General features: G+C 51.8%; 22 protein-coding genes and 1 pseudogene. 8 read left to right on the top strand and 15 right to left on the bottom strand.

Features of this window, described 5'->3' with window-relative positions; all coding sequences use genetic code 11:
- The 5 genes from KP22_RS02440 to dinG form a co-directional block, all read right to left on the bottom strand.
- Complete coding sequence (locus KP22_RS02440; protein ID WP_039322182.1) at positions 1-1,329, bottom strand: HlyD family type I secretion periplasmic adaptor subunit; 1,329 nt, start codon at positions 1,327-1,329, stop codon at positions 1-3.
- A 28-nt stretch (positions 1,330-1,357) separates the two neighbouring features.
- A complete protein-coding gene (locus tag KP22_RS02435; RefSeq protein ID WP_039322179.1) occupies positions 1,358-3,085 on the bottom strand; it encodes a type I secretion system permease/ATPase in 1,728 nt (575 codons plus the stop codon).
- Between the two features lie 17 nt (positions 3,086-3,102).
- The gene (locus KP22_RS02430) at positions 3,103-3,414 is read right to left on the bottom strand and encodes a protease inhibitor Inh/omp19 family protein (RefSeq protein WP_039302716.1); all 312 of its coding nucleotides are present in this window, start codon (positions 3,412-3,414) and stop codon (positions 3,103-3,105) included.
- A 103-nt stretch (positions 3,415-3,517) separates the two neighbouring features.
- Positions 3,518-4,957: a serralysin family metalloprotease gene (locus tag KP22_RS02425; RefSeq protein ID WP_039322177.1), complete on the bottom strand. Its 1,440-nt coding sequence runs from the start codon at positions 4,955-4,957 to the stop codon at positions 3,518-3,520.
- A 611-nt stretch (positions 4,958-5,568) separates the two neighbouring features.
- Complete coding sequence (gene dinG, locus KP22_RS02420) at positions 5,569-7,668, bottom strand: ATP-dependent DNA helicase DinG (RefSeq protein ID WP_039322174.1); 2,100 nt, start codon at positions 7,666-7,668, stop codon at positions 5,569-5,571.
- A 165-nt stretch (positions 7,669-7,833) separates the two neighbouring features.
- Here dinG and KP22_RS02415 point away from each other — a divergent pair, with 165 nt between their 5' ends.
- The 3 genes from KP22_RS02415 (at position 7,834) to KP22_RS22675 (ending at position 9,581) form a co-directional block, all read left to right on the top strand.
- A complete protein-coding gene (locus tag KP22_RS02415) occupies positions 7,834-8,667 on the top strand; it encodes an AraC family transcriptional regulator (protein ID WP_039322172.1) in 834 nt (277 codons plus the stop codon).
- Positions 8,668-8,734: 67 nt separating this feature from the next.
- Positions 8,735-9,382, top strand: a complete 648-nt coding sequence (locus KP22_RS02410) for a LysE family translocator (RefSeq protein WP_039302936.1) — start codon at positions 8,735-8,737, stop codon at positions 9,380-9,382.
- Positions 9,383-9,473: 91 nt separating this feature from the next.
- Positions 9,474-9,581 (top strand): membrane protein, encoded by a 108-nt coding sequence (locus KP22_RS22675; RefSeq protein WP_039322170.1) that lies wholly within the window; start codon positions 9,474-9,476, stop codon positions 9,579-9,581.
- Positions 9,582-9,671: 90 nt separating this feature from the next.
- Here the strand turns inward: KP22_RS22675 and idi are convergent, their stop codons facing one another.
- The 3 genes from idi to KP22_RS02390 all read right to left on the bottom strand — a co-directional run bounded on the left by idi (position 9,672) and on the right by KP22_RS02390 (position 14,341).
- Positions 9,672-10,211: an isopentenyl-diphosphate Delta-isomerase gene (gene idi, locus KP22_RS02400; protein ID WP_039302701.1), complete on the bottom strand. Its 540-nt coding sequence runs from the start codon at positions 10,209-10,211 to the stop codon at positions 9,672-9,674.
- 122 nt (positions 10,212-10,333) lie between these two features.
- Positions 10,334-12,640 (bottom strand): beta-glucosidase BglX, encoded by a 2,307-nt coding sequence (gene bglX / locus KP22_RS02395; RefSeq protein ID WP_039322167.1) that lies wholly within the window; start codon positions 12,638-12,640, stop codon positions 10,334-10,336.
- A gap of 354 nt (positions 12,641-12,994) precedes the next feature.
- Positions 12,995-14,341 carry an aspartate aminotransferase family protein gene (locus KP22_RS02390; RefSeq protein WP_039322163.1) on the bottom strand — a complete coding sequence of 449 codons (1,347 nt, stop codon included), beginning with the start codon at positions 14,339-14,341 and terminating at the stop codon, positions 12,995-12,997.
- 416 nt (positions 14,342-14,757) lie between these two features.
- Between KP22_RS02390 and KP22_RS02385 the strand changes: the two genes are divergently transcribed.
- The 5 genes from KP22_RS02385 to KP22_RS02365 all read left to right on the top strand — a co-directional run bounded on the left by KP22_RS02385 (position 14,758) and on the right by KP22_RS02365 (position 20,134).
- Complete coding sequence (locus tag KP22_RS02385; protein WP_039302693.1) at positions 14,758-15,777, top strand: ABC transporter substrate-binding protein; 1,020 nt, start codon at positions 14,758-14,760, stop codon at positions 15,775-15,777.
- Positions 15,778-15,853: 76 nt separating this feature from the next.
- A complete protein-coding gene (locus tag KP22_RS02380) occupies positions 15,854-16,864 on the top strand; it encodes an ABC transporter ATP-binding protein (RefSeq protein WP_039302690.1) in 1,011 nt (336 codons plus the stop codon).
- Positions 16,861-18,513, top strand: a complete 1,653-nt coding sequence (locus tag KP22_RS02375) for an ABC transporter permease subunit (RefSeq protein ID WP_039302687.1) — start codon at positions 16,861-16,863, stop codon at positions 18,511-18,513. Before KP22_RS02380 ends, KP22_RS02375 begins: the two co-directional genes overlap by 4 nt.
- A 31-nt stretch (positions 18,514-18,544) precedes the next feature.
- The gene (locus tag KP22_RS02370) at positions 18,545-19,315 is read left to right on the top strand and encodes a DeoR/GlpR family DNA-binding transcription regulator (RefSeq protein WP_039302684.1); all 771 of its coding nucleotides are present in this window, start codon (positions 18,545-18,547) and stop codon (positions 19,313-19,315) included.
- A gap of 132 nt (positions 19,316-19,447) precedes the next feature.
- Positions 19,448-20,134 carry a glutathione S-transferase family protein gene (locus tag KP22_RS02365; protein WP_039302675.1) on the top strand — a complete coding sequence of 229 codons (687 nt, stop codon included), beginning with the start codon at positions 19,448-19,450 and terminating at the stop codon, positions 20,132-20,134.
- Positions 20,135-20,212: 78 nt separating this feature from the next.
- On the opposite strand, the gene pbpG is transcribed toward KP22_RS02365, so the two are convergent.
- From pbpG to mmuP, 7 genes and pseudogenes are all read right to left on the bottom strand, one after another.
- Positions 20,213-21,160 (bottom strand): D-alanyl-D-alanine endopeptidase, encoded by a 948-nt coding sequence (gene pbpG / locus KP22_RS02360; protein ID WP_039302672.1) that lies wholly within the window; start codon positions 21,158-21,160, stop codon positions 20,213-20,215.
- 150 nt (positions 21,161-21,310) lie between these two features.
- Positions 21,311-21,820 carry a DUF6622 family protein gene (locus KP22_RS02355; RefSeq protein WP_039302668.1) on the bottom strand — a complete coding sequence of 170 codons (510 nt, stop codon included), beginning with the start codon at positions 21,818-21,820 and terminating at the stop codon, positions 21,311-21,313.
- Positions 21,821-21,912: 92 nt separating this feature from the next.
- The gene (locus tag KP22_RS02350) at positions 21,913-22,269 is read right to left on the bottom strand and encodes an FMN-binding protein (protein WP_039302664.1); all 357 of its coding nucleotides are present in this window, start codon (positions 22,267-22,269) and stop codon (positions 21,913-21,915) included.
- A gap of 50 nt (positions 22,270-22,319) precedes the next feature.
- Positions 22,320-22,862 (bottom strand): class IV adenylate cyclase, encoded by a 543-nt coding sequence (gene cyaB / locus KP22_RS02345; protein WP_039302661.1) that lies wholly within the window; start codon positions 22,860-22,862, stop codon positions 22,320-22,322.
- Positions 22,863-23,266: 404 nt separating this feature from the next.
- Positions 23,267-23,816, bottom strand: a pseudogene (locus KP22_RS02340) (hypothetical protein).
- Between the two features lie 21 nt (positions 23,817-23,837).
- On the bottom strand, positions 23,838-24,779 hold the full coding sequence (gene mmuM / locus KP22_RS02335) for a homocysteine S-methyltransferase (RefSeq protein WP_039322160.1): 942 nt from the start codon (positions 24,777-24,779) through the stop codon (positions 23,838-23,840).
- Entirely contained in the window at positions 24,772-26,187 is a 1,416-nt protein-coding gene (gene mmuP, locus KP22_RS02330; RefSeq protein ID WP_039322157.1) for an S-methylmethionine permease, read from the bottom strand. The genes mmuM and mmuP overlap by 8 nt, the downstream gene beginning before the upstream one ends.
- Positions 26,188-26,246: the final 59 nt, after the last annotated feature.

Raw genomic sequence — 26,246 nt, 5'->3', positions numbered from 1 at the left:
TTACTCTTCCGTTAGTGCCAGATGCAGGCGATCCATTAAAGGCTTAAATAAATAATTGACGAACGACCGCTCTCCAGTACGGACAAATCCTTGTACCGGCATACCGGGTTTAATTTCCAACCCTTCCAGCGCACGTTTCCCTTCATCATCCACCTGAACGCGTAGACTGTAATAAGGCGAACCATCTCTGTCATCCAATAGACGGTCAGCCGACAGCAGCTCAACAGTTCCGGCCACACGCGGCGTTGTGCTTTGGTTAAACGCGACAAACTGAAGCTCTACGGGTAAACCCGGCCAGACTTTATCGACCAATTCAACGGGAAGGTGCGCATCTACACGCAAAGGCTGATCGTCCGGCACGATCTCCAGAAGGGTCTGCCCTGGCGCAATCACGCCGCCTTCCGTAAACACTTTCAACCCAACCACCGTGCCAGAAACGGGCGCACGCATCTGAATATTCGCCAGAGTGAAATCGGCTTTTTCCTTTTTGCTGCCCACATCGCTCAATAGCGCCCGAACTTCCGCCAGCTCACTGTTCACCTCTTTGTCGTATTCCTGCTGGCGTTGTGCGATCAGCAGCCTTTGTTGCTCAATATCACGGCCGGTGCGATTAATGTCCCCTGCCAGTTGTGCGATATCGCCGCTGAGCTGCGCCAGCAGACGTTCGTTCTCCAGCATTTTGTTGCGCGGGACATAGTTTTCCGCCGCCAATGAACGCAATCCTTGCAGTTGTTGTTCCAACGTCTCTCGCTGTTTCTGCTTACTGGACATAACCTGCCGCTGGGCGCTAAGCGATGCCTCCATGCCGGCAATGCTTGCACGCATCCCTTCCGCTTCAAGCTTAAGCGACTGTTGACGACTGCGCAGTAAATCACGCTGCAATGCCGTAATCACACTCATCTCAGGCTGTTCCGCGAGCGGTTGCAGGCGAGCCGTCATGACCATGTCATTCAGGCGCTGCTGCTCAGCAAGCAACCTGCCTTCTCGCGCCACCAGTTGCAAATATTGGCCATCCAGCCCTTCGCTTACTGAACGCGCATCAACCTCATTCAGCGTTAGTAGGATTTGACCAGCCTTGACTCTGTCGCCGTCTTTCACCTGAATTTTATCAACGATCCCGCCCTGAGCGTGCTGCACAACCTTGCGATTACCGGAAATCACAACGCTGCCATTCACCATGACGCCTTTATCCAACGGCGCAAACAGTGCCCACAGAACAAAGCCGCCGAATCCGGCAAGCACCAGCAACCACCCCAGACGCACGGCACGTTGCTCATCGCGCCGCGCCGTCTGGTTCATATTCTCTTCGCTCAATTCAGATGCAGACATGTCTTTCCCTGTTTTCTCTCATTCCCTGTTACTGCTGGACGGCGGCAGAAGGTGTCATGTGTGCCTGATTTGCGGCACGGCGCGGCTGCAATTCGCTCAGAATGTCGCGTGCAGGCCCAAAGCGCTGTTGCTTACCCTGATTGAGAACCAGAATTTTATGCGCCAGTGTGGTTAATGCTGGACGATGCGTAATCAGTACCACCGTCGCTCCCCGTTTCTGAAGGTGTGAGATCGCCTGCCCCAGCGCAATTTCACCTTCGTTGTCGAGGCTGGAGTTTGGCTCATCGAGAACCAACAGGCAGGGATCGCCATACACCGCGCGCGCCAGCGCGATGCGCTGCCGCTGCCCACCCGAGAGCCCATAACCATCAGCGCCGAGAGGGGTGTCATACCCCTGTGGCTGGCTAAGAATCATCTCGTGGACGCCAGCCAGTTTCGCTGCCGCCACGATCTTTTGCGCATCATGCTCGCCAAAGCGGGAAATATTCTCCGCCAGCGTGCCTTTAAACAGCTGCACATCCTGTGGCAGGTAGCCCATTGCCGGACCAAACGCCGTTTTATCTACCTGACTGAGATCGGCCCCGTCCAGTCGCACCTTGCCACGCGTCGGTGTTTGCGTCGCAACCAGCAGGCGTGCCAGTGTGGATTTTCCTGAGCCCGATGCCCCAAGAATCGCCAGCGTTTCCCCCGCCTGAAGCGAGAAATGGATGTCCTGCAATCGTGGCGCCCCTTGGGGAGTCTGTAATAACACATTCTCGACGCTAAGCTGACCCACTGGCGCGGGCAGCGTCATCGTCTCGGCTCTGGGTGGGTAAGCCGTCATAATTCGATTCAGCCGATGCCAGGCTTGTCGCGCACTGCTCAACGGTTTCCAAATACCAATAAGCTGATCGATAGGACTCAGCACGCGCCCGACAAGAATTGACCCCGCAATCATCATTCCCGGCGTAATTTCGCCCTTAATCGCAAGCATGGCACCTACCCCAAGCATTAGCGATTGCAAAAAAATACGCGCATGCTTTGAGGCCGCCCCGACAACCGCAGCCCGTTCACTGGCCAGATTTTGCAGCGTAATAAAGCGATAATGTTGCCCCTGCCAGCGACGCCGTAAATTTGGCAACATCCCCATTGATTCAATGACTTCCGCATTGCGCAGTTGCGTATCCGCAAGGTGGGTCGCCTGTAGCGCTTCATGATTTGCCGCTTCTAAAGGCGATGTGGTGAGATACTGATTCAGCCAGGCCAACAGCACCAACACCACAGTGCCCCCCAGCGCCAACAGACCGAGAACGGGATGGATCAGGAACAGCACCAATAAAAAGAAGGGAAACCAGGGGATATCGAAGAAGGCAAACAGTGAATTGCCCGTAATAAACTGCCGTAATAGCGTGAGATCGTTTAACGCCTGACCCGCTTTTGCCTCACCGACTTCCAGATTGCGCTCAAACGCGGCGTTGAAGACCCGTTGATTCAGCTGTAGATCGATCCGTGTACCGAGTCTGACAACCACCAGACTCCGTACCCACTCGAGCGCCGCCATGAATATCCCCAACCCGGCAATCAGCAAGGTGAGCATCAGCAACGTGGTGCCATTTCCTGACGCCAGCACACGATCGTACACCTGAAGCATATAAATCGAAGGCGACAGCATCAGCAGATTAACGATGGCACTGAAAATCCCAATACTCCAGAAGCTGCGCCGGAAAGGACGCAGTATACTCAACAACGAACGTTCCTTATTTGATAGTTGACTCACTGCGTTTGCCTCTCTTGTCAGGGCTGCTTATGCAACGTCCGTGTACTGCCATCAGGCAATATCAGCGTGTAGCCCTTTATTTCCTTGCTAAAGAACGCCACAGAATCGCCCTGTTCTCTCGTTAGCGTGATGCCATCCGGCGTCGGCCGCCAGCCAGCAGGAACATCGGACAGTAGCGCTTTTAAACACTGCGCATCACCGTCAAGACGCCAGGTGTTATCCACTAACGGTGTACTGTGCAGCACAACCTCACACTCCTGCTCACCGTCTCGTAATTGCCAGACGCCGCTTAGTTCACTTGCTGAAGGCAACTTCAGACTACTCGCCATACATCCTCCGCTTATTACACTTAACAGCGCCGCGATGATTAATTTTTTCATAGTGGCCCCAAGTCGATAACAGAAAAGGACGGGTTACCCCGTCCTTGCTACATCACACAATAAAATCGGTGGCCACAGAGGGCTGACCAACAATATGTACGAAAAAGTCTGGTGTAGTCTGACCGGAGAAATTCAGCCACAGATTGCTGGTGTTGCTACCCGCATCCCAATCAATGAGTGCTTCATTGCCATTGCCAGTGAAAGCATTAACAAACTGCAAGTCACCTTTTGAATTCAACGCCGACAGATCGATTTTATCGATGCCGCGTTGGAAATCCGTAATGGTGTCATAACCTGACGTAAAGGAAGACTCGCTCGCGTGGGTATAGGCAAAAGTATCTCGGGCTGCCCCGCCGGTCAGCGTGTCGACCCCGCGACCACCGTAAATAACATCATTACCCGCACCGCCCTGCAAAATATTACTTGCATCGTTGCCGATGATAGTATCGTTGCCTGAACCGCCAATCGCATTCTCAATCGCCACACCATGAGCAATCGAAACGTTACCTTTCAGGACGCCGACATCAGAAAAACGCCCTTCATTAAGATCGATATTCTGATTGTTTCTGTAACCCGAGAAATCAAACGTATCGTTACCACCCGCATCCCAAACGGAAAAGAGCAGTGTGTCACTATTGCTCGTTGCTGAATAGAAATCACGACCCGTGTTGGAATTGAAGCCATATACTGTATCACCAGTACGGGTGGTCATATTCGCGCCGTAAAGCAGTTGCATTGCCGAGATATCGTCAATCAGTGGACCCGCAGCATAGTGCCCCTGGAAATCGCCGCCAGTATTCTGCTCGCTCCAGTAGCTCATCAGGCTATATTGGCGCGTATCTTCAGCGTAGGTCGCATCACGGTAGCTCGGGTTGCCCTCGCCCGCGTTGTAATCACCTGGGTGATTCAGACCCAGCGCATGGCCGATTTCATGCGTCAGCGTCTGGCGACCATATTCCATGGTATCCGGGCTACGAATGTTATCAACGTTGTAGTTGTACCAGGTGCTACCTGCCGCGGAGTAATCACCAGGCATATAACCATAGGCCTGAGTATCGTTATCAATCTGGCCGCTTGAATCACGGGTATAATTACCGAAAGTGATCGTCGCTTTCTCGCTGACCGGATTAACTTCAGTAAACGTCAGGTCAGCCACATCAGCCCACGATTGCAGAGACAGTTTAGCCTGCTGAATCTGAGCGTCGTTGAATTTCACAAACCCCTGATCGCCAGAAGGGATTGTTCTCACGTTTTGCAAGAACGAATAGGTCAAATTAGCGGGTTTACCAAATTCATTCGCATTCCAGGTCAGGCCATCGCGCGTAATTTCACGGGCAGCGTGATCGCTGGTGAAAGAAGGTATCTCCTTCAACACCAGGTCGCCACCGCGAATATGGTTATAGAACAACGGCGCCACATCGCTAAATCCCGTACCAGCCGCATCCAATGCAGATGTTGCGGTGTCTTCATCTTGTAAATCTCGTAAAGCCATTTTTTCTTCTCCATAAGTCTGATCGGGATGATCAGAATCCTAAATCCCTTTATGCAATGGCTATATTGCACGGCGTAATAATGGCGGCAGGATGATCGACTCTTGGCTAAATAAAGTTTAGCCAAGTTATTATATGCCCGTCATGCATCAAGTTGTTTGTGCGTTGGCTGCGCTACTCGGGATTCCTTCTCTTGCCGCCTGCCTGAAACTCGAATTATTTAGAATGTATCCAAAAACTCATATAAATAAAAATTATCTCTATTAGGAAATAATAAAGAAAGAACACCAATTATTTTCGCTATTATCAAATGATAAATAATAAAGTTCGATGGCTAATTTTTACTATTTGTATCGATATGCACAGCTACGGAAATGGATGCGAAATGGCATTCGTTTTTGAAAAGGAAGGAGTTTTTATTAGCTGCGTTAATTCTCATCATGGCACCAATCCTTGGTTGATAAAAACTGCACTGCGTAATGACACGATTCGTAACACGTATCAACGGCATCCTTGCTGTTGCGAAACAAATCTAACAAATAAGAATAAAAAAATATAGCGCTAAATAGTGGCGATTTATCCTTTTATTCGACAAACGGTATAGAAGAATTTGTTATGGCATATCCCGTTGTTCAATCGGAAAGACGGGTAGTGCTGCCAGCAATTGTGCGCCATAGCCTTTGGTCAGCAGGCGGCGATCGTAAATAACGATCTCACCAAAACAGTCATGGCTACGAATTAGGCGTCCTACCTGTTGGATGAGGTTAAACGAGGCGCTGGGCAAGCTTTGTACGATAAACGGGTGTCGTTTGAGGCTTTTGAGCCATTCGCCTTCCGTCAGAATCACCGGGCTGTCGATAGGCGGAAACGCTATTTTATGGATATGTACCTGAGAAAGCAGCTCCCCTTTCAGATCCAAGCCTTCCGCAAATGACTGCAAGCCAATCAGTACGCTGGTCTGGCCTTCTTGTACCCGCTGACGATGTAATTCAACCAGCCTATAGCGCGGCTTATCTCCCTGAACCAGCAGTATCAGGCGTAAATCGGTCACCTGCGTCAGAAAGAGTTGCATGGCACGCTGGCTGGCAAACAGCATCAACATACCTTTATGCTTATCCTGCTTTAACTCTGCCCGGAAAAATTGCGCCATCTCAGCAATATGCTGCGCTTCAGATTCCATCAGCGGTTCATGATGCATTCTAGGAATCACCAGACGCCCTTGTTCACGATGATTGAACGGTGAATCCAGTGCGATAAACGTGTCCCCTTCCTGCTCACCCAGACCGGAAAGCTCCTGTATGCGTGCAAAACTATTCAGCGAGCGCAATGTGGCCGAGGTCACCACAACGTGTGACACCTTACTCCATAGCAGCCTTTCAAGCTGATCGCAGACGCGAATTCCTGCGCAGTGCAGGTGAAGATGCGGCTGGTTATCACGTACTTCCCGCGTGATCCATTTGGAAACTGGCGCGTTCGACGATTTTTCCATCGCTGCCAGCCTCCATAGCTTGCTCATGGATTCCAGATAGCTCTGCTGACGGCTCATTTTCAGCAATGCATGATAAACACGCACCACGTCATGCTTACCCGTCTTCTCGCTGAGATCGTTAAGCATATACTCCGCCAGCGCCCGCAGCGTGTCGGTCAGCTTGAACAACCGCACACAGAGTTCACGCATTTCATCCGGCATTTTCCCCATCGCAAAACGGTACTCGGTGTCCTGCCCGTCATGCGGAAGAAACAGCTCGCACATTTGCGAGAAAGACAGCACGCACTCGCGGATCTCCTCACAATGGCTGGTTAACCGTTCACTGTTCGCGAGTCGCGGCGGTGATTTAGGCGCGAATTGCGCCATACACTGCCCGATGAGCTGCACCAGTTGTTCCAGTTGCGCCATCATATAAGCCGGATGAATATCTCCAGACATCTCCAACGTATCGCGAGCGACATCAGGAATATGGTGGCCTTCATCGAGCACTAACAGTAAATTCTTAGGGGGAGGAAGCACCGACTCGCTTTCCATCGCCGCCATCACCAACGCATGATTAGTGACGACAACATCGGCCTGCTCGATCTCACGCCGTGCGATGAAGAACGGACACTCACGGTAATAATGGCAGTTGTGTGCGAGGCAGTTTGCTTTGTCCGTACTCAGTTTTTGCCACAGACTATCGGCTATCGAATCCTGATAATGGTCGCGCAGCCCATCCCAGGCATGACCTTGCAGTGCTTTTTCAAGCTTTACACAGACACGTTCTTCTTCCTTACTGGCGGACACCCGTTCATCATCCAGAAAGAGTGGTAAATCCCCCTGTGCATCAGGATCGGTTGCCAGCATCGCCAAATTACGTGGACAAATATAACGACGACGACCAAATGCCGCGGTAAATTTCAGTTCGGGAATAAATTTCTGCAACAGAGGGAGATCTTTACTGTAAATCTGATCCTGCAACGCCACATTCGCCGTGCTCACCACTAACGTTTTATCCTCCGCACGCCCCACCGCAATACCAGGAATAAGATAAGAAAGCGTTTTCCCGACGCCGGTTGGTGCTTCGATAGCCAGATGGCGCGGGTAATCACCCGCCAACGTTTTTGCCACTTCGGCAATCATCTGTCGCTGGGGAACGCGGGAAATAAAATCCGGGATTTGCTCTTGCAGGGCCTTATACCATTGACCAATCTGCAACTTTATTGCGGGGGACAGCGTCATGCATACTCTGTATCTGTGTAATCTGGCGGTCATTGTCCCACAGACGTCCGGCGACGTCAGCCGATATCACGTGCGCGATGATTCCGCTCTCGACAATCTTCCACCCAGCGATTAGGGTAAAGCCTTGTTTTTATCGCGAGCGGTAAGCGCTATCTTCGGGAAATTATGTCTTCGGTTCATGCCATTAACCAATCGTACTGGTTTTCGCCACGATTACCGCATGTTGAAAGTCGCACCACACGCAACAGTAGCCACGCCTATAAAACGCACAGCCATGCGCAATTCTCAATTGGGGCGATCGAACACGGCGAAACGCTATGTCATTATCGCAACGAAACGCATCACTTACAGGCTGGCGATCTGATCTTTATCGATCCCCAACAGCCGCACCGCTGTAACCCGCTTCCTGAGAAAACGCGCAGTTATCACATGCTTTATCTGGATACCGCGTGGTGTCTCGATCAGATCGCTATCCACTGTAATTATCAGACGGATAGCGTGCGTTGCAACCGTGTCGTCTTACGCGATCCCACTCTGTTTATGCGTTATCAGCATCTTATTGCCCTGCTGCATCGGGGAGAAATCACATCGGCAGACAACCTTCTCAACGCGATGCTGGTTCCCATTTGGCAGCAATATTGTCTGCCTAAGCCAGCATTGCCTCATCAGACGTTACAAACCACGACACGACACGTACGCGAGCGTTTGCTGAATAATCTGCAAGAATCGCCCTCGCTGGAAACGCTAGCGGACGAGTTGAACCTACGCCGCGAAACTATCGTGCGGCAGTTTCGTCACGATACCGGTATTACGCCGATGGCATTTCTTAATAATGCCCGTATCGAGTATGCCAAGTCGCTACTGAAGCAAGGTACGCCGCTGGTTGATGTCGGCTACCAAAGCGGCTTCTGTGACCAAAGCCATTTCCACAAAACGTTTGTGCAATACACCGCCGCGACACCGGGTCAGTACGCGCGATCAATATTTGACAATAAATAGCCGAACACCTTGTCTAGACTGGCTTCGATTACTCATCGAGGTCAGAAATATCATGTTTATCAACACGCTGTTTACCCACTCTCTCTTTTCCGCCGACGCTCTTTTCCCTGCCCATTTTCCTGCTTTGGCACTGGCGCATTTTGTGGCGCTACTGAGCCCTGGCCCCGATTTCTTTCTGCTGACAGCTTACGCCATTCGCTACCGACTCCGCGGCAGCGTGGGAATCTGTCTGGGCATCGCGTTGGGCAACGGCATATATATCCTGCTGGCGGCGATCGGCTGGGCAGGTATTCAGCACTCACCCACACTTTTTACCACCATCGAATTGGGCGGTGCGGCTTATCTGATCTGGGTTGGTTATCAGTTACTAAAAAGCCGTTCTGCACCATCGCTACAGGCAGAACAGCAGTCCAGCATCTGCCCGACGCTATGTAAACAAATCTTGCTAGGGCTCGGCTCGTCGCTGTTGAATCCTAAAAACATGCTGTTCTATATCAGCCTGATGACCAGTATTCTCGGGCCACAGGTAACGACTACACAGCAATTCGTCAGCGGTAGCTGGATGTTTTCTGTCGTATTGGTATGGGATCTACTCATCGCTTCGCTAATCGCTCGCCCATTGATTCAGCAGCGTTTAACACGTTGGCTTAACCCAATTGAGCGCTGTGCTGGCGTCATTTTGCTCTTTTTCGGTCTGCTACTTTTATTTCGATAATGGGGTGTATTTAAAAAGTGAGAGGCGTTTCGGCCTTGTTTCATGGGCGGAAGGCTTTATAATTCGGGGTAATTAACAAAAGGATAACCTGATGACGCTTCAAAAAATCGGTATTATCGGTCTCTTTGCCCTGCTCGCCTTAGGTGGTATGTCCGGCATGGTGCTGGTGGGTTACATTATTATCGAGCACGCAGGCTGACACTTTCGACCTACTGCGCTCACCCTATTCCTACGGGACGAATGCACGAACGGTGCCGCACTAAAACGCGGCAATTAATGCTATCTCAGACTAACGCGATTGCGTTGACAGAAATGCTTGCCAGTACTCTGGAATACGGGCGAAAGTCAGTTGGAACCAGGCAGTAAATTGCTCGGGCGTCGTCACTATCCGCTGTGCGATCTCGCCTATCGACTGGTATTCATAGCTCGACACTTCATCGGGATTGAGTTGCGGTACATCATCCGTCACGCCAAAATACACATGCCCCAGTTCATGCTCAATCAACCCGTTATTCAGCGGCAAGCGGTAAGTGAGCGTAAACATCGGCGTCAGTTCACAGCGTAACCCCATCTCTTCATACAAACGGCGGTGTGCCGCCTGTAGCGTCTCTTCACCGGGTGCAGGGTGACTACAACAGGTGTTGCTCCATAAACCGCCGCTGTGATATTTCTCTTCTGCCCGCTGCTGTAATAACAACTGCTGGCGAGAGTTGAAAATATAGACGGTAATCGCACGGTGTAACTCTCCTTTTACGTGCGCTTCCTGCTTTTCCATTACGCCCGTTGGCTTGTCATTTTCATCAACCAACACGACTTCAGTCAACGGCATACCTTCCTCCAGCAATCCCCTACTCTCCGGTCATCACACTTTATTTCGACAATCACACTGCATTTCGATCGTCACCATGCGTGTATTCGCCGCCGGAAGCACCGGCGGCGAGGCAAACACCATTATAGCAGGGTAAAGCTATCGCGCTTCACGCGCTGAGAATCCAGACCGATCATGACATCAAACTGACCGGGTTCTACTACCTGCTGCATGCGGGCATTGTAGAACTTGAGTGCATCCTGATCGAGCGTGAAGGTGACCGTGCGGGATTCTCCCGGTTGAAGCATCACTTTCTCAAAACCACGCAACTCTTTCAGCGGACGGCTGATGGAAGCCACTACATCGTGCAGATACAGTTGAACTACCGTTTCCCCAGCACGACTACCGGTGTTTTTCACCGTTACGCTGGCGTTGATCGTCCCGTTACGCTTCATCGTCTGGCTCGACAAACGCACGTCTGACACGCTGAACGTGGTATAGCTCAGACCGTAACCGAACGGATAGAGCGGCCCGTTGGCTTCATCATAATAGTGGGATGTATATTTGCCTGGGTTTTCTGGCGTGTAAGGACGACCTGACGGCAGGTGGTTGTAATATATCGGAATCTGACCGACAGAACGCGGGAAGGACATCGGTAGCTTGCCGGACGGGTTATAGTCGCCAAACAACACATCGGCAATCGCATTGCCACCTTCCGTACCGCTGAACCAGGTTTCCAGTAACGCATCAGCCTGCTGATCTTCACGAACCAGCGCCAGAGGGCGACCATTCATCAGTACCAGCACCAGCGGTTTACCCGTCGCCTTCAGCGCCGCGATCAGATCGCGCTGGCCTTGCGGTAGATCGATATTCGAGCGACTGGAAGCCTCGTGCGCCATCCCGGCGGCTTCACCGACAACGGCGACCACCACATCTGCCTTCTTCGCGGCTTCTACAGCTTCATCAATCATCACCTGCGGTGGACGTTTATCCACCTGAACGGCATCTTCATACTGATTCAGGAAGTCGATAATGCCTTTGTGATTACTCACGTTGGCACCTTTGGCATAGAGAATAGTGGCTTTATCACCGACGGCATTTTTCAGGCCCTGATAAACGGTAATCGTCTGTTTCGTTACACCGGCCGCCGACCAACTGCCCATGGTATCGCGCTGGCTGTCAGCCAGTGGCCCGACGACGGCAATCGTGCCCTGCTTTTTCAGCGGCAGCGTTTGCAGGCGGTTTTTCAACAACACCAGACTCTTACGCGCCACATCGCGCGCATCCAGGCGGTGTAAGCGGCTTTCCGCATTGGTATCCACCGGATCGGAACTCGCGACGCCCAGATGACGATAGGGATCTTCAAACAGCCCCATATCATATTTCACGTTTAGCACCTGACGACAAGCATCGTCGATTTCCTGCACGCTCACCGCACCGCTTTTCACCAGCTCTGGCAGATAGCGCACGAAATACTCGTCGCTCATGCTCATTCCGATACCGGATTTAACCGCCAGACGTGACGCATCACGCGGGTCGCTGGCAACGCCGTGCTTAATCAATTCTTTAATCGCACCGTGATCGGTAATAGTGATGCCTTTGAAATGCCATTGATCGCGTAGCACATCCTTCAGCAACCAGCTGTTAGACGTGGCTGGCGTACCGTTGATTGAGTTCAGCGCCACCATTACGCCACTGCTACCCGCATCAATCGCCGCTTTGTAAGGCGGCATATAGTCCTGAAACATGCGCTGAGGGCTCATGTCCACCGTGTTATAGTCACGGCCACCTTCAACCGCACCGTAGAGCGCGTAGTGTTTGACGCTGGTCATTAGCGAATGGCGTCCGGTTACGTCATCACCCTGAAAGGATTTTACGACCACTCCGGCAATTTTGCTGGTCAGCCAGGTGTCTTCACCGAAGCCTTCCGAAACGCGTCCCCAGCGAGGATCGCGGGTGATATCCACCATTGGTGCCCAGGTCATGTTCAGGCCGTCTTCTGTCGCTTCATAAGCCGCCACGCGCGCGCTTTTCGCAATCGCCTCCATATCCCAACTGGAGGCTAGCCCCAGCGCAATAGGGAAAATAGTGCGTTGGCCGTGCACCACATCGTAGGCAAAAAATAGAGGGATCTTCAGGCGGCTGAGCTGCATCACCTGATCCTGCATCGCCCGGATATCCGGGCGGGTCACCGTATTAAAAATCGCGCCGACCTGGCCGTTTTTAATCATTTCCCGAATGGCTTCTTTCGGGTTATCTGTCCCGACGCTAATTAATCTGAGCTGGCCGATCTTCTCTTCCAGCGTCATTTTCTTCAGCAGATCCGTGACAAATGCATCACGCTGCTGATGTGAAGGCGATATTGATGCCGGCACAGACGTCAACTCCTGCGCAAACGCCGGATTACAGGCAAGTCCAATTGCTATAGTCAGTGAAGTAAGCCATTTCATTCGTTATAAAGACCCAGTCAATCCAGGCGTCAGAGCAGAACGAGGCACTGAAGCTCAAGACAGGTTGAAGATTTCGACGGTCACATCCCTTCTCTGACATGGAGAAAAACACCTTCTCCGGCCTTAAGCGAATAAGGCTTCCCGATAGTGGTTGCCACACCGACGCACTCAAATGCACAGCGCGTAATATAGTGCATTTATTGAGATTTCATTTAATAAAAACTGCAAGAATAATGCTAAGCGATACGCATAATTCATATTCAACCTAGGTGGGTGGGCGATGACGAAGAAAAAACGTACAGCATCGAGCCACATGCGGCGGACAGTCACCGACGCATGCGTATTTGAGGAAAATTAACGCCGATGTGACTGCAAACGTAATGTCCGATCGAGTGCCCCGACCAGCCAGTCAATATCATGCTCCTGAAATGCCAACGGCGGGCGCAACTTCAACACGTTGCCATGCGGACCGGCAACCGATGTGAGGACACGTTCAGCGCGAAGTTGTTCAACCACGTCCAGCGCCAGTGCTTTATCCGGTGTCTTTGTTTCTCGATCGCTAACCAGCTCAAAACCAATAAACAACCCCGCCCCGCGCACATCGCCGATACACGCATGACGATCTGCAAGCCGCGCCAGCTCCCGCTGCAATTTTTCCCCGACAATGCGGCTATGTTCCTGTAAACCCTCCTCGCGGATAACGTTTAAGACCGCCTGCGCTGCCGCCATCGACACTGGGTTGCCACCAAACGTATTAAAGTAGGGTATGTCATCGCTGAATGCCGCCAGCACATCAGCTTTTGCCAATAGCGCCGACACCGGTATGCCGTTGCCCATCGGTTTACCCAATGTCACGACGTCAGGCACAATGCCATGCCGACCAAATCCCCAAAAATGCTCGCCCGTGCGGGCAAAACCGGGCTGGACCTCATCGGCAATGAAAATACCCCCATTGGCATGCACCACCTCTATTGCCGATTTCAGGTAGCCAGCCGGCCCCGGCAATACGCCATCCGAAGAAAAAATGGAATCAGCCAGAAAACCAGCGAATTTGATGCCGTTCGCGGCCATATCATCAATTTGCAATTGAATTTGTTGTGCGAACCAGGCGCCCAGATCCGCGGCCTTCACGCGATAACGATCGGGAGCAGGCACAAGACGGGTTGTCGCCGCCAAAGGCTGCCCGCTTCCAAGCGCAGGTGACACACCGGACGTCAACTCGCTGGTCCCGTGATAGGCTTCTCGACTCACAATAATGCCTGTTCCGCCGCTGTAGGCTCGAGCCACGCGGATCGCCAGATCGTTAGCCTCCGATCCGGTACACATATACATCGCCTTATTGATGGCGGCTGGCACCGTGCTAAGAATATCCGCAGAGTAATCCAGAATACGTTCGTGTAAATAGCGGGTGTGAGTATTGAGCTGACGCATTTGCTCATGAACGGCGTCGATAACCGCAGGGTGACAGTGTCCGATACTGGCGACATTGTTGTAGACATCCAGGTATTTATGCCCGGCGGCATCCCACAGATATTGTCCCTCGCCGCGTACCAGATGCACCGGGTTACGGTAGAACAAGCGATAAGAATCCCCTAATACCTGGGTGCGCTTATTCGTCAGTCTACGCGTATCCTCATCCAGCGTATCTGCATGCTCAGTACGAAAGCTATTGGTATCCATGATGGTTGAGCGTGTCGCCATAATGACTCCTGTATCAAAGTTGTGGCCCGACTGCGTATCACGTAGATAAAACGCATCGCGCATGTTCAGATAACACTCACCCTACACCAAAAGCAATAAAATACACAAATACAAAAAAATGCACTTTTATGATGCACGAAAATGCCAAAAAAGTGCAATAAACTCGTCACAATAAAGCGTATCCCTCGCCATTCATTCGTTGTTTAAGTCACTGGGCGCGTATAATAAATCAATAACGCATTAATATAACTGACTATTTTTACAATAATTCTCATCAGATAAGAAAATGGCATGATTAGTGCTAAAAATCTCAGACCACTCGCAATAAACACAAAAATGCACAAAACGGGTTATACCCCGTTCGAGACGAGGGGAACATTGATACCAACATTTTCTACAACCGTAGGGGAACATTTATGAACCGATCTTTATTTCGCCGCGTTAGTCTGCTCACTGCGTTCACCTGTGCCACGCTGGTTAACGCTGCCGCACATGCTGGCACCATCACGGTCTATACCTCGCTGGAAGAAGATGAGATCAAAGATTACGTCGCACAGGCCAAAAAAGACTTGCCCGACCTGACCATTAACGTACTGCGCTTGTCTACCGGCGACCTTGGCCCACGGATTCTGGCCGAATCCAAAAATCCGCAACATGACGTCATTTGGGGCTGGGCCGTAACCAGCGTGATGGATCCACGGTTATCTGCATTATTGGAACCTTACGATGCCAAAGGCAGTGACAGTCTGGCAACCACCTATCGCGCACCGGATCACAAGTGGTTTGCAGCAACCGGTTATATGGCGGCCTTTTGCGTCAACACCGAAGCGCTAAAAGCCAAGAACCTTCCGATACCCGCATCCTGGCAGGATCTGACGAATCCGATTTATAAGGGGGAGATTGTGATGCCCAATCCCGTTTCGTCCGGTACAGGCTACCTGCAAATCGCCGCATTACTGCAAGCGAAAGGAGAACAAAACGGCTGGGCATTTCTGAAGTCACTGGATGGCAACATCGCCCAATATACCAAGTCAGGCTCACGTCCGTGTAAAGCAGCACGCACGGGGGAATATGCCATCGGCGTGTCACTGGCTTTCGCCGCAATGCAGTCAATTGAAGAAGGTTACCCCGTCAAAATGGTGATCCCAAACGATGGCGCTGGCTATGAGTTAGAAGCCTCCGCCCTGATGAGCGCAGCCAAGAACAAACCCGACGCGAAACGGTTCCTTGACTGGACGCTTTCCAGCCATGCCGCCACGCTGTACACCAAATATAAAGAGATCGTGACCATTCCTGGCGTAGAACAGTCAAAAGCCGCGCAAATGGCGGGACTGCCAGCCGACCTTACACACGTACTCTACCCCGTGGACTTTACCCAAAGCGCCAACGATCGTGACGCCACACTGGCAACCTGGCAAAAATCCATCGGCCGATAACGGCCTGCATTCGCAGTAAAGACTGCCGCGAAGAATCTATCTACCTTTGCGGCAGTCGTAATTAAGAGGTCGCATCATGGCACTGGTTATTCAAAATCTTTATAAAAGCTTTGAGGGTTATGTCGCTCTCGATCGCATCAATTTGTCGATCGAAAATGCCGAATTTGTCTGCCTTCTTGGGCCTAGCGGCTGTGGCAAAACGACATTGCTGCGCATCATTGCCGGGCTACTAAGCTGTGATGGGGGAAAAATCACGCTGGACGATCGCGATCTGGTCAACGTACCGGCAAGGGAAAGAGGCTTTGGCATCGTATTCCAATCCTACTCACTTTTCCCCCACATGACGATTGCACAAAATATTGGCTATGGTCTCAAAATTCGCCAGACGCCTGCCGAGGAAATTGCCGCTCGCGTCAGCGACCTGCTGGACACCGTGCGCCTGAGCGGGTTCGGCGATCGTTATCCTGCCCAGCTCTCAGGAGGGCAGCAGCAGCGTGTCGCTATTGCACGCGCGCTGGCGGTCAACCCTTCCTTACTATTACTGGATGAACCCCTTTCTGCATTGGATGCGCGCGTACGCGCCGGATTGCGTCAGGAACTACGCGATGTGCAACAGCGGCTCGGCATTCCCACCCTGATGGTCACGCACGATCAGGAAGAAGCCATGAGCATGGCGGATAAAATCATTTGTATGCACGGTGGACGCATTGTGCAGGAAGGGACACCGCACGAACTCTATACCAGCCCACGCACACGTTTCGTTGCCGAATTCATGGGGCACAGTAATTTGCTGTCACGTGATGTCGTCAATACATGGATGCCGGAACTCCTCCCCTCTGCGCAAGAGTCTGCGCTCCCGGAAGATGCCGAATTATTTATCCGCCCGGAAAGGATTGCCCTACATAAAGCGGAAGGCGCTGAGGGACGGATTATCAACACCAGTTTCCTCGGCAGTATCCAACGCGTACAGGTGATATGGAAGTCACAGCCGCTGTTGGTCGAAACCAGCAGCGCCGTGAACTGGCACCCTGGCGATCCCGTTCATCTTTCGATTCGCGCAGAAGACTGCGCCTGGGTGCAAGCATGAATCAGACACTCCTTCCCCCGCAAACGGCCAGTGACCGCTGGCTTTCTCGTCTGTGTCTGTGGATCCCATTGCTGGCACTGCTCATGTTCTTCGGCATACCGATGCTGGGTATCGTCTGGCACAGTCTGCTGAACGATCAAAATGGTACCGTTGGATTATCAAACTATTTGGCGCTAATGGATTCGCCAGGCATCTGGCGGGCGACGATCAATAGCCTGTTACTTGGCATCGTCACCACACTGGTGACGCTCTTGCTGGGGTTTATTGTCGCCTATGGGCTGGAATGTACGGCAATGCCAGCAAAGCGTTTTATCGCATTTGCGACCTCGCTACCGATACTTGCGCCCTCGCTGGTGTTGGGATTGGGACTAATTTTTCTGCTGGGAAGAAACGGCATTATCGGTAATCTTCTTGGCGTGCGATTGGATATTTATGGTTTCTGGGGATTATTGATCGCCAACGTCCTGTACGCACTACCGCAAGCAATTCTAATCATTCGTACCACGCTGCGTCATAGCGATACTCGCCAGTATGAAGCTGCTAACGTTCTTGGTGCCTCTGACTGGCGACAGTTTCTGGATATCACCCTCCCCGGCCTACGATACGGCCTGCTGAGTGCGGCTTTTGTCATCTTCACCATCACGATCACAGATTTCGGCAACGCCATTGTCATCGGCGGCAACTTCTCGGTACTGGCGACAGAAATCTACAGCCAGGTCAGTGGTCAAATGAAATTCGGCATGGGTGCCGTCGTTGGGATCCTGCTCCTGTTACCTGCCGCTGCATCGATCTGGATAGAACGCGCAACGGCCAGACGGCAAAAAGCGATCGGCTCACATGCGGCGATCCCACACATTCCACAACCGCTACGCACGCGCGATATGTCGTTCTATCTGGCAACGATGACTATCGCATTCACGATTGTCGCTGTTATTGGCACCGTCATTATTGCCAGCATGATACGCCTATGGCCGTACCGGCTGGATCTGACACTAAAACATTACGATATCGATCTCGCGGGAGGCTATACGCCACTGTGGACGTCAGTCTGGATCTCCGCACTGGCGGCGGTGGTTGGTACCGTACTGTTATTCCTGCTGACCTTCGGCGTTCATCGGCAACCCGGCAAAGTTGCCAATACTGCGGTGCTGCTAAGCGCATTGCCTGTTGCCGTTCCCGGGCTGGTGTTGGGGCTCTCTTACGTGTTCACGTTCAATACGGCCGACCTCCCTTGGGGAATGCTGTATGGATCGGCACTGCTGGTGGCACTATGCAATTATTACCACTATCACACGCAAGGCTACACCACGATGATGATGGGAATACGCAACGTGCCGCATGCGATGGAAGACGCCACTACTGTTTTAGGCGGCGGCGTGGTACGTATTTTGCGTGATGTGTATCTGCCCGCCATGCGCGTCACGTTGATTTCAGTCGCCATGTTTTTATTCATGCGATCAATGGTTACACTATCAGCCGTGATTTTTTTGGTCACGCCGTCGCTGCCGTTAGGTGCCGTCACCGTTATGCGATTGGATGAAGCAGGCTTTACGTCACAGGCTGCCGCTTTTTCGACCTGTATTATGGGCATCGTGGCGATGACCGCACTGCTTCTGCATCTTGTGACAGAAAAGCGACAATCATGGTAACCGGTGTCACAACATTAACGAATGGACAGCTATGTTAGAAGAAACGCGGTTACATCGCATACAAGCTCTGCTCTCAACATTAAACCGGGTGAGCACCGAGAAAATTATTCAACATCTCGGTGTTTCGCGCGAAACCGTACGACGCGATATTCTCAAGCTGGAAGCGGTAGGGGCGTTGCGCCGTGTTCATGGCGGGATCGTAGCCACAACGGAGGAACCTGAACCACCGTTGTCCATTCGCAATACCGTGCGTGAAAAAGAAAAGCAGGCTATTGCCCGTGCGGCAGTACAACAGCTAAAGGCCGGGCAGACGCTGTTTATCGACTCGGGCAGTACAACCTCTCTGTTAGCCGACGAACTGCTTTCCATGCCGGGGATGACGGTCATTACCAATAGTCTAACCGTCGCACAGAAACTCACCTCAGCAGAATCAGTCGCACAGCATAGCGTGATACTACTCGGTGGATACATGGGGGCTTCAGCACAGGCAACCAGTGGTGATATCACCATCAATGAACTGGAACGCTACCGTGCCGACGTGGCGCTTCTTTCTCCGGTCGGTGTCGATGCGGTCTCTGGTGCCACCAGCTTTGCTCACCACGAGGCAGCAATTGCCCGATCCATGGTGCAGCATGCCAGAACGCGCATTATCCTCGCGGATCACAGCAAGATTGGCGTCACCAGCCGCGTGGTCTATGCCACCATGCAGGAAATCGACATGGTGGTGACTGATACGTCTAGCGCGGACAAACCCGAACTCTCGCTACTACAGAGGCATTGCCAGCAGGTTATCTTCGCCTGATATCCCTCTTTCCCATGGTGGTTGCGGGCTTTATTGCGATCCTCACACAGCATACAGGCAAATAGATGCAGGATGATTTCTACCGTCTTTCGTGCTAATGCTAAGGCTTCGTTAACAGAAGGAGCCCCAGACATGTATCAGTTGTATATCGCCAATAAAAACTATTCGTCCTGGTCGCTGCGCCCGTGGGTGCTGTTGAAAACACTGTCGGTTCCTTTCGAAGAAAAGCAGGTTGCTTTTGCACCGGGCATTGCACAGCCGGCATTTAAGGCTTTTTCGCCGACGGCAAAGGTACCCTGCCTGATCGACGGTGAAACCACCGTCTGGGATTCACTGGCGATTACCGAATATCTGGCTGAACAGCATCCCGGCATCTGGCCTGTCGATGCCAAAACTCGCGCCTGGGCACGCAGTGCCGCCGCCGAAATGCACTCTGGTTTTACCGCACTACGCAATACCTGCGCCATGAGCTGCGGCGTGCGCGTCAAGTTGAACGAGATGTCACCGGCTCTCAGCAGCGACCTTGCCCGTATCAGTGAGCTGTGGCAGGAAGGATTAACACGATTTGGCGGGCCGTTTTTAGCAGGGAAACAGTTTTCAGCAGTAGACGCATTTTTTGCCCCCGTCGTCTTCCGTATCAAAACCTATCAGCTTTCTGTCTCTCCAGAGGCCGCAGCCTACTGCGAACATTTGCTGACATTGCCCGCGATGCAACAATGGCTAGAAGATGCACTAGCGGAAACCTGGCGCGAAGCGGCGCACGAGGAAGATGTGACAAATGCAGGTGAAGTGATAGCAGATTTTCGCGCTCACGCGTAACTGCATCGTAGACAGTAACTCATCCTCCAGCGCCAAAATCCCCCTTTCAAATCATCAGTATCAGAAAGGGGGAAACGGTTACTCGGTTTCGATACTCGCGATGCTCTGCGGTTGACGAGAAGCCAGTGATTTTTGTTTCTTATAGCTCAACGCTGCGGCAGGCACCTCGCTAACCTTACCGGTTTCAATCCACTTACGCAGGCGGTTAGCGTCCGCAAAGTGCGTGTATTTACCAAATGCATCCAATACTACCAGCGCGACTGGGCGCTGGTTAATGACCGTACGCATCACCAGACAGTGTCCCGCCTGATTTGTAAAGCCCGTTTTGGTGAGCTGAATGCTCCAGTCCGCTTTATAGACCAGATGATTAGTGTTTCTAAACGGCAGGCTGTACGCCGGGTGGGAGAACGTCGCTGTTTTTTCCTGCGTGGTACTCAGTTGGCTCAGCAGCGGATATTGTTTGCTGGCAATCAGGAGTTTGGTGAGGTCGCGGGCGGTCGAGACGTTATTGATGGACAGGCCGGTCGGCTCCACATAGCGCGTGTGTGTCATACCTAGCGCACGAGCTTTGGCATTCATCGCATGAATAAACGCCTGATAGCCGCCCGGATAGTGGTGCGCCAGACTGGCAGCCGCACGGTTTTCGGATGACATCAGCGCCAGTAACAGCATGTCGCGACGGCTGATTTCACTGTCCAGACGCACGCGTGAGTACACCCCTTTCATTTCTTTTGTCTGGCTGATATCTACCGAAATGATTTCATCCAGCGGCTGGTTGGCATCCAGCACGACCAGCGCTGTCATCAGCTTCGTCACCGAAGCAATCGGCACAACGACGTCAGGATTACTGGAATAGAGGATATGGTTATCGCGTAAATCCACCACCATGGCGCTACCAGAAGCAATTTCCTGATGCGCACTGCCGGCGGAATACGTCGGCGCTTTCGCCACAGCCTGAGGCAACATCACAGCATGGGTTGACAGTATCAATAGGCCAAAAAGAGAAAGCTTGAAATTTTTAGTCATTATTCAATAACTTAAACAGTATTCTGTTAAATGAAAGGGATAGGCACCGACATTATAATTTACTGCCCTCCCCCACGCACTCATGCAGCAGAAAAAGCTTTGTGACAAATTTTGACAAACGATTTTAGCAACATACTGTTTTTACTAGCATTACGGCAGAGATGGTCTTATTTTGCGCATTTGGTTGAGCAAACGCAGGCTAACGCCGCTGAATATCCCCGCTGTAATTCCGCCCACCGCGCCGGATAACAGGCAGAACACAGGGTCATGCGCCAATATAGGAAACCGAGCCAACTGGACGGAAAGGTAGAAGCGAGAACAAAACGTCAGCAGCATCAGCACCAGCGGCCACCACGAGCCGGTGCGTTGAAAACCGCGAGATTCTGGCAGATAGGTTCCTGACCTCTTCCCACATGCCCAACCGACCCATCCCCCAATCATCAACATCAGTAGAAATCCGCCAGCCGCCGCAAGCGGGAGCATCAGCGTGTGAAAAATCGAGCTAATGCCCCACACCATGAAAATAGCTGGCACGACTAACATCCGCGCCAGCGATTGTCGCCTCGGATGACTGGCTTTTACACCAGCATAAATCAGATAACCCAAAACGGCCCACACCCAATAAGGCGTGTGACGCAGAATAATCAGCAGGTTTTCCACGGCAGAGAGATTCCTTCATCAACGGCGTATTCATCAACAGGGCCTCATCAATAGAGATAGTCACGCTCCTGTTCAATCACATTCCAGTTCAATCACGGGGTAACTTTTGCCTGTTCTAGCGCCTGTTTCACCGCGTTAATCACGCCCTGACTCGATAACGTGGCGCCCGTTACCGCATCCACCTTGTTAATATCCTGCTTCTCAATAAGCTCAGGTACAATTTGATCCGTCGCGCTCAGCATCATCGCTTCGGTATCTCCATGCTTCAGCACTTCAGCGTTAACGATCTGTCCTTCTTTAATGCTGACGGTTACTTCGACTTCTGCTGCCTTACCCTGCGCTTTACCGATGTAAGTGCCATCTTTATATTGCGCCACATTACTGCCATGAACGGACAGAGAAAAAGCCATCACTAATGTGGCTAGCACCAACGGAATAGATTTTTTCATCATTTTCCCATATACAAAAAAGCAACAATTCAATAACCAAAAAGCAACAATCAGTTAAAACCTAATAATTGATAATAAGATTTCGTTTCAATATTATCCAATGATAATTGAAGTCGTAACGCACACTCCATACACCGATCTCTGAGTGCTTTTAACTGGGTTTCATCATCGGTCATCACCGATATTTCTACGAAATAGCCAAGCGATTCAATATAATCGAGCGTGATATGGAAGGAATTTAAAAAGTAGATGCTACGGATTTTATGAATTTCAAAAAGGGGCTTATATCCCAGCGTCTGTAACATACTGTCGGTTTTTTCAAAGGCTTCTACATTAACCGCTTCGCAGCGATCGGCACCCGGCCCTTTAACAATCCAGAGTTTTATCCCCGATGGTTCCATACGGCGCACCAACATTTTGATATTTTGCTGTTGCAATCGCCTCTCTGCATCATCGTAATAAACATCATGCTCTTTATTTTCAAAGACAAAAGCCTCTGGGTGGAGACTAAAGAGCGTATTTCTGAAAACGGCTATATCGTCGATGCGAAATTTAAGCTCTACTTCATATTTCCCTGTGAAATGTTCAACCATGTTCTTTCCCCTCACTGGATTCCCTGAAATAAAATTGACTCTCCGCCATATTATTAGCGTTGTTATTACGCTGACATACGGAAATTCAAGAAAATAATGATTCAGTCGTCCGTAAAATAGATCATACAGGTAACATAATATGGCCGAATGGCCGTCCTTTAATCCTCCTTGATAACACCCTACTTCCTGTCACATCCTGGCAGCGCGATAGTATTAACTCGACAATCATGCCGCGTTGTTACCTTACAACGTCAGATATCTCGTACGCAATTTTCTGACAACAATTATCTGCGAACAAATGACATCATCGATTTATCACCAAAAAAATGCGGTCAGAGCCTCACTGGACGCTGACCGCCGTTAAGCCGTTAATAGTAGCTGAGAAGGGAAAAACCGCTAGTTCTTCACGCAGCAACAACCGGTAATAGCAAAGATCAGTGCAGAATCGAAGCCGTGATGGTGCATAAACTCACGCAAAATAAGCAATCGGGCGGAGAAAGCATTCTCCAGCGGAATTCCCTCCCAAGCGGCAGGACTCCCCATCATGACGCGTTCCAGACGTTTAAAGGTTCGCTCCATGTCATCTTGCGGCAATCGCCACCCCGCGTCCTCTTCTTCTGCTCCCGAAATCTGTGCAATTGTCACCAATGCTGGGTCAAAAGAGAACAGAATGGAATCCGCAGGGATGTCGTGGCGAACACGTGTCACTTCATCTTCTACCGCCATGATCGCCAGTTCCATCTCGTCCGGCGTCGGGGGGAGATGCTTGAAAAAAGCCGCCGCTGTTTTGTCAAAACCGATGGTCAGTTGCAGGATTGCCGACGGTTGTGATGCTGTCCCGCAGACGACAGTCGTCTGCTGCTCACCAATGTACAGCACCGTTATCGGCACACCTGCCTCAACGCGCTGTCTGGCAAGCGTATACATATGTTGTAGGTTCACATCATTTTCCATCACTGCATCCCCTACTGAGTACTAATTCTCGTGTTGGCAGCAGCGTGCAATATCGGCAATATCAGCTGGCGTAGTTCGGCAACAGCCGCCAATAAGACGCGCCCCAGCGGCCTGCCACTCAGGCAGATACGCTGTCAACTGGCATGCAGCATCGTGCGTGTTGCTCCAGGTTTTGGTTACGGCATCATACTGCTCGCCGGAATTGGGATAAACCACCAAAGGCAAATCTGTTAGTGAAGACAACTGCATCAGCGCTGGCGTTACCTTTTCCAACGCAATGCAGTTAATACCAACGGCAACCACCTGTGAGCAGGCGTTAACCCGCGACAGCACCGTGCGCAATGGCGTACCATCGCTGAGGTGTTCGCTGTCACGCAACGTGAAAGAGAACCAGGCCTGCGCCTGAGGGAATTCAGCCAGTAATGCAATCAGCGCCTCTATTTCCGCAAAAGACGGCAGCGTCTCGCAGGCCAGAAGATCCGCACCGGCATCATGTAGCGCCGCCATACGCGGCCGATGAAATGCCATCATTTCAGCCTGTGGCAGATGGTAATCACCGCGATACTCCGAACCGTCCGCCAAATAGGCACCGTACGGCCCCACCGACCCCGCGACCAGCAGCGTCCCAGCCTGTGGATTATCACGGCGATAATCATCCCGAGCCTGCGCAGCCAGCTGTACGCTTTTGGCAATCAGCGCCAGCGACTCCACTTCGCTATATCCGCGAGCCTCAAACCCTTGTGGCGTCGCCTGATAGCTGGCGGTAATCGCACACTGCGCTCCAGCCTTGAAATAGTCGAGGTGCACCTGATAAATCAGCGCCGGATTCTCAACCAGCACTTTTGCCGACCATAGCGGATCCGTTAAATCACAGCCGCGCGCTTCCAGTTCAGTCGCCAGCGCACCATCCAGAACAATCGTTGATGCCGTCGTCAGCATGTCGTTAACCGTATTTTTATGCAATGTCTTTCACTCCCGTCGTTAACCCACGCTTCTTCATTGACTGCGTAAAATAATAAGCAGCGTAACACAGCACGACAAATGGAATTCCACACCACAGCGCAATCCGCTGGCTGGGGTCAAACGCCAGTCCGACGCAGGCCAACAGGCACAGCAGGAAACCAAGAATCGGCGTGATCGGAAACCAGGGTGCGCGATATTGCAGTTCAGACAGTGGTTTTCCGCTGCGTAGGTGATGACGGCGGAACATATAGTGCGAGGCGCAGATACTCAACCACACCGCCACCACAGCAAAACCGGAAATCGCGGACAGCGCCACGTAGACAGTATCCGGTGCAACCACGCTGGAAAACAGTGCCAGCAGCCCACCTAGCATGCTGATGGAAATGGCAAACAGCGGAATGCCGCGGTGCGTCAGACGAGAAAAACGGCGCGGCAACGTACCTTCGTTGGACAGCGACCACAGCATACGCCCCGAGGCATACAGCCCGGAGTTCGCGGCGGACAGGATCGCCGTCAAAATCACGAAATTAAAAATGTCGGCGGCGTAAGGAATGCCAATCTTCTCAAATACCAGGACAAACGGGCTTTTCGCAATGCCCGCCTCTTCCATTGGGATGATGGCGGCCAACACCAGCACCGTACCAAGGAAAAAGATTACCAGCCGCGCGACGGTCGTGCGAATCGCCATCGGCACCACCTTGTGCGGATTTTCAGTCTCTCCAGCGGCGATACCGATCAGCTCGGTACCAGAGAAGGCGAAGTTTACCGCCACCATCGTCATCAATATCGGTAGGCCACCATATGGGAACCAGCCGGACGCGGTAATGTTCTGGAAGAACGGCGCGGGTGAACCGTCCTGCATCGGTATAAAACCAAACATCGCACCTGCGCCAAGTACGATAAAGGCGAGAATCGTGACCACTTTAACAATCGAGAACCAGAATTCCCCTTCGGCAAAGAAGCGAGAAGAAACGATATTCAGCAAATAAATCAGTACACAAAACAGCAGGCACCAGGTCCAGACTGGCACCTGTGGAAACCAATACTGCATGCAAAAACCAGCAGCAGTCAGGCTAGAACCCAGTGCGACCGTCCACGTCAGCCAGTACAGCCACGCCACGGTATAGCCCGTTGCTGGGCTGAGATAGCGGGAAGCATACACGTGGAACGCCCCAGTTTCCGGCATAGCCACAGACAGCTCCCCTAGGCTAAGCATTACCAGATAAACCACCAGAGCACCGATCAGATAGGCCAATAGCGTCCCAGCCGCGCCTGTCGTGGAAATAATGTAGCCCGTATTGAAAAACAGGCCGGTACCGATGACGCCACCGAGCGAAAGCATTACCAAATGGCGAGCTTTCATGGTGCGCTTAAACTGTCCTTCCGAGCCAGATGCGTGTTGTTCCATGATGACCTTTCGTTATAGCCGTCTAAACTTCCAGATAGATAGGGTGTTATACCGCCAAC

The sequence above is a fragment of the Pectobacterium betavasculorum genome, from assembly GCF_000749845.1.
Lineage (GTDB): Bacteria > Pseudomonadota > Gammaproteobacteria > Enterobacterales > Enterobacteriaceae > Pectobacterium > Pectobacterium betavasculorum.
Note: the sequence above shows the minus strand (reverse complement) of the source record. Positions and strands in the feature narration are given on the sequence as shown.

Excerpts from the sequence above, each read along its gene's own strand:
- KP22_RS02440 (WP_039322182.1), bottom strand. The coding sequence starts at position 1,329 with ATGTCTGCATCTGAATTGAGCGAAGAGAATATGAACCAGACGGCGCGG.
- KP22_RS02430 (WP_039302716.1), bottom strand. The coding sequence starts at position 3,414 with ATGGCGAGTAGTCTGAAGTTGCCTTCAGCAAGTGAACTAAGCGGCGTC.
- KP22_RS02425 (WP_039322177.1), bottom strand. The coding sequence starts at position 4,957 with ATGGCTTTACGAGATTTACAAGATGAAGACACCGCAACATCTGCATTG.
- dinG (WP_039322174.1), bottom strand. The coding sequence starts at position 7,668 with ATGACGCTGTCCCCCGCAATAAAGTTGCAGATTGGTCAATGGTATAAG.
- KP22_RS02415 (WP_039322172.1), top strand. The coding sequence starts at position 7,834 with ATGTCTTCGGTTCATGCCATTAACCAATCGTACTGGTTTTCGCCACGA.
- KP22_RS22675 (WP_039322170.1), top strand. The coding sequence starts at position 9,474 with ATGACGCTTCAAAAAATCGGTATTATCGGTCTCTTTGCCCTGCTCGCC.
- idi (WP_039302701.1), bottom strand. The coding sequence starts at position 10,211 with ATGCCGTTGACTGAAGTCGTGTTGGTTGATGAAAATGACAAGCCAACG.
- bglX (WP_039322167.1), bottom strand. The coding sequence starts at position 12,640 with ATGAAATGGCTTACTTCACTGACTATAGCAATTGGACTTGCCTGTAAT.
- KP22_RS02390 (WP_039322163.1), bottom strand. The coding sequence starts at position 14,341 with ATGGCGACACGCTCAACCATCATGGATACCAATAGCTTTCGTACTGAG.
- KP22_RS02385 (WP_039302693.1), top strand. The coding sequence starts at position 14,758 with ATGAACCGATCTTTATTTCGCCGCGTTAGTCTGCTCACTGCGTTCACC.
- KP22_RS02380 (WP_039302690.1), top strand. The coding sequence starts at position 15,854 with ATGGCACTGGTTATTCAAAATCTTTATAAAAGCTTTGAGGGTTATGTC.
- KP22_RS02375 (WP_039302687.1), top strand. The coding sequence starts at position 16,861 with ATGAATCAGACACTCCTTCCCCCGCAAACGGCCAGTGACCGCTGGCTT.
- KP22_RS02370 (WP_039302684.1), top strand. The coding sequence starts at position 18,545 with ATGTTAGAAGAAACGCGGTTACATCGCATACAAGCTCTGCTCTCAACA.
- KP22_RS02365 (WP_039302675.1), top strand. The coding sequence starts at position 19,448 with ATGTATCAGTTGTATATCGCCAATAAAAACTATTCGTCCTGGTCGCTG.
- pbpG (WP_039302672.1), bottom strand. The coding sequence starts at position 21,160 with ATGACTAAAAATTTCAAGCTTTCTCTTTTTGGCCTATTGATACTGTCA.
- KP22_RS02350 (WP_039302664.1), bottom strand. The coding sequence starts at position 22,269 with ATGAAAAAATCTATTCCGTTGGTGCTAGCCACATTAGTGATGGCTTTT.
- cyaB (WP_039302661.1), bottom strand. The coding sequence starts at position 22,862 with ATGGTTGAACATTTCACAGGGAAATATGAAGTAGAGCTTAAATTTCGC.
- mmuP (WP_039322157.1), bottom strand. The coding sequence starts at position 26,187 with ATGGAACAACACGCATCTGGCTCGGAAGGACAGTTTAAGCGCACCATG.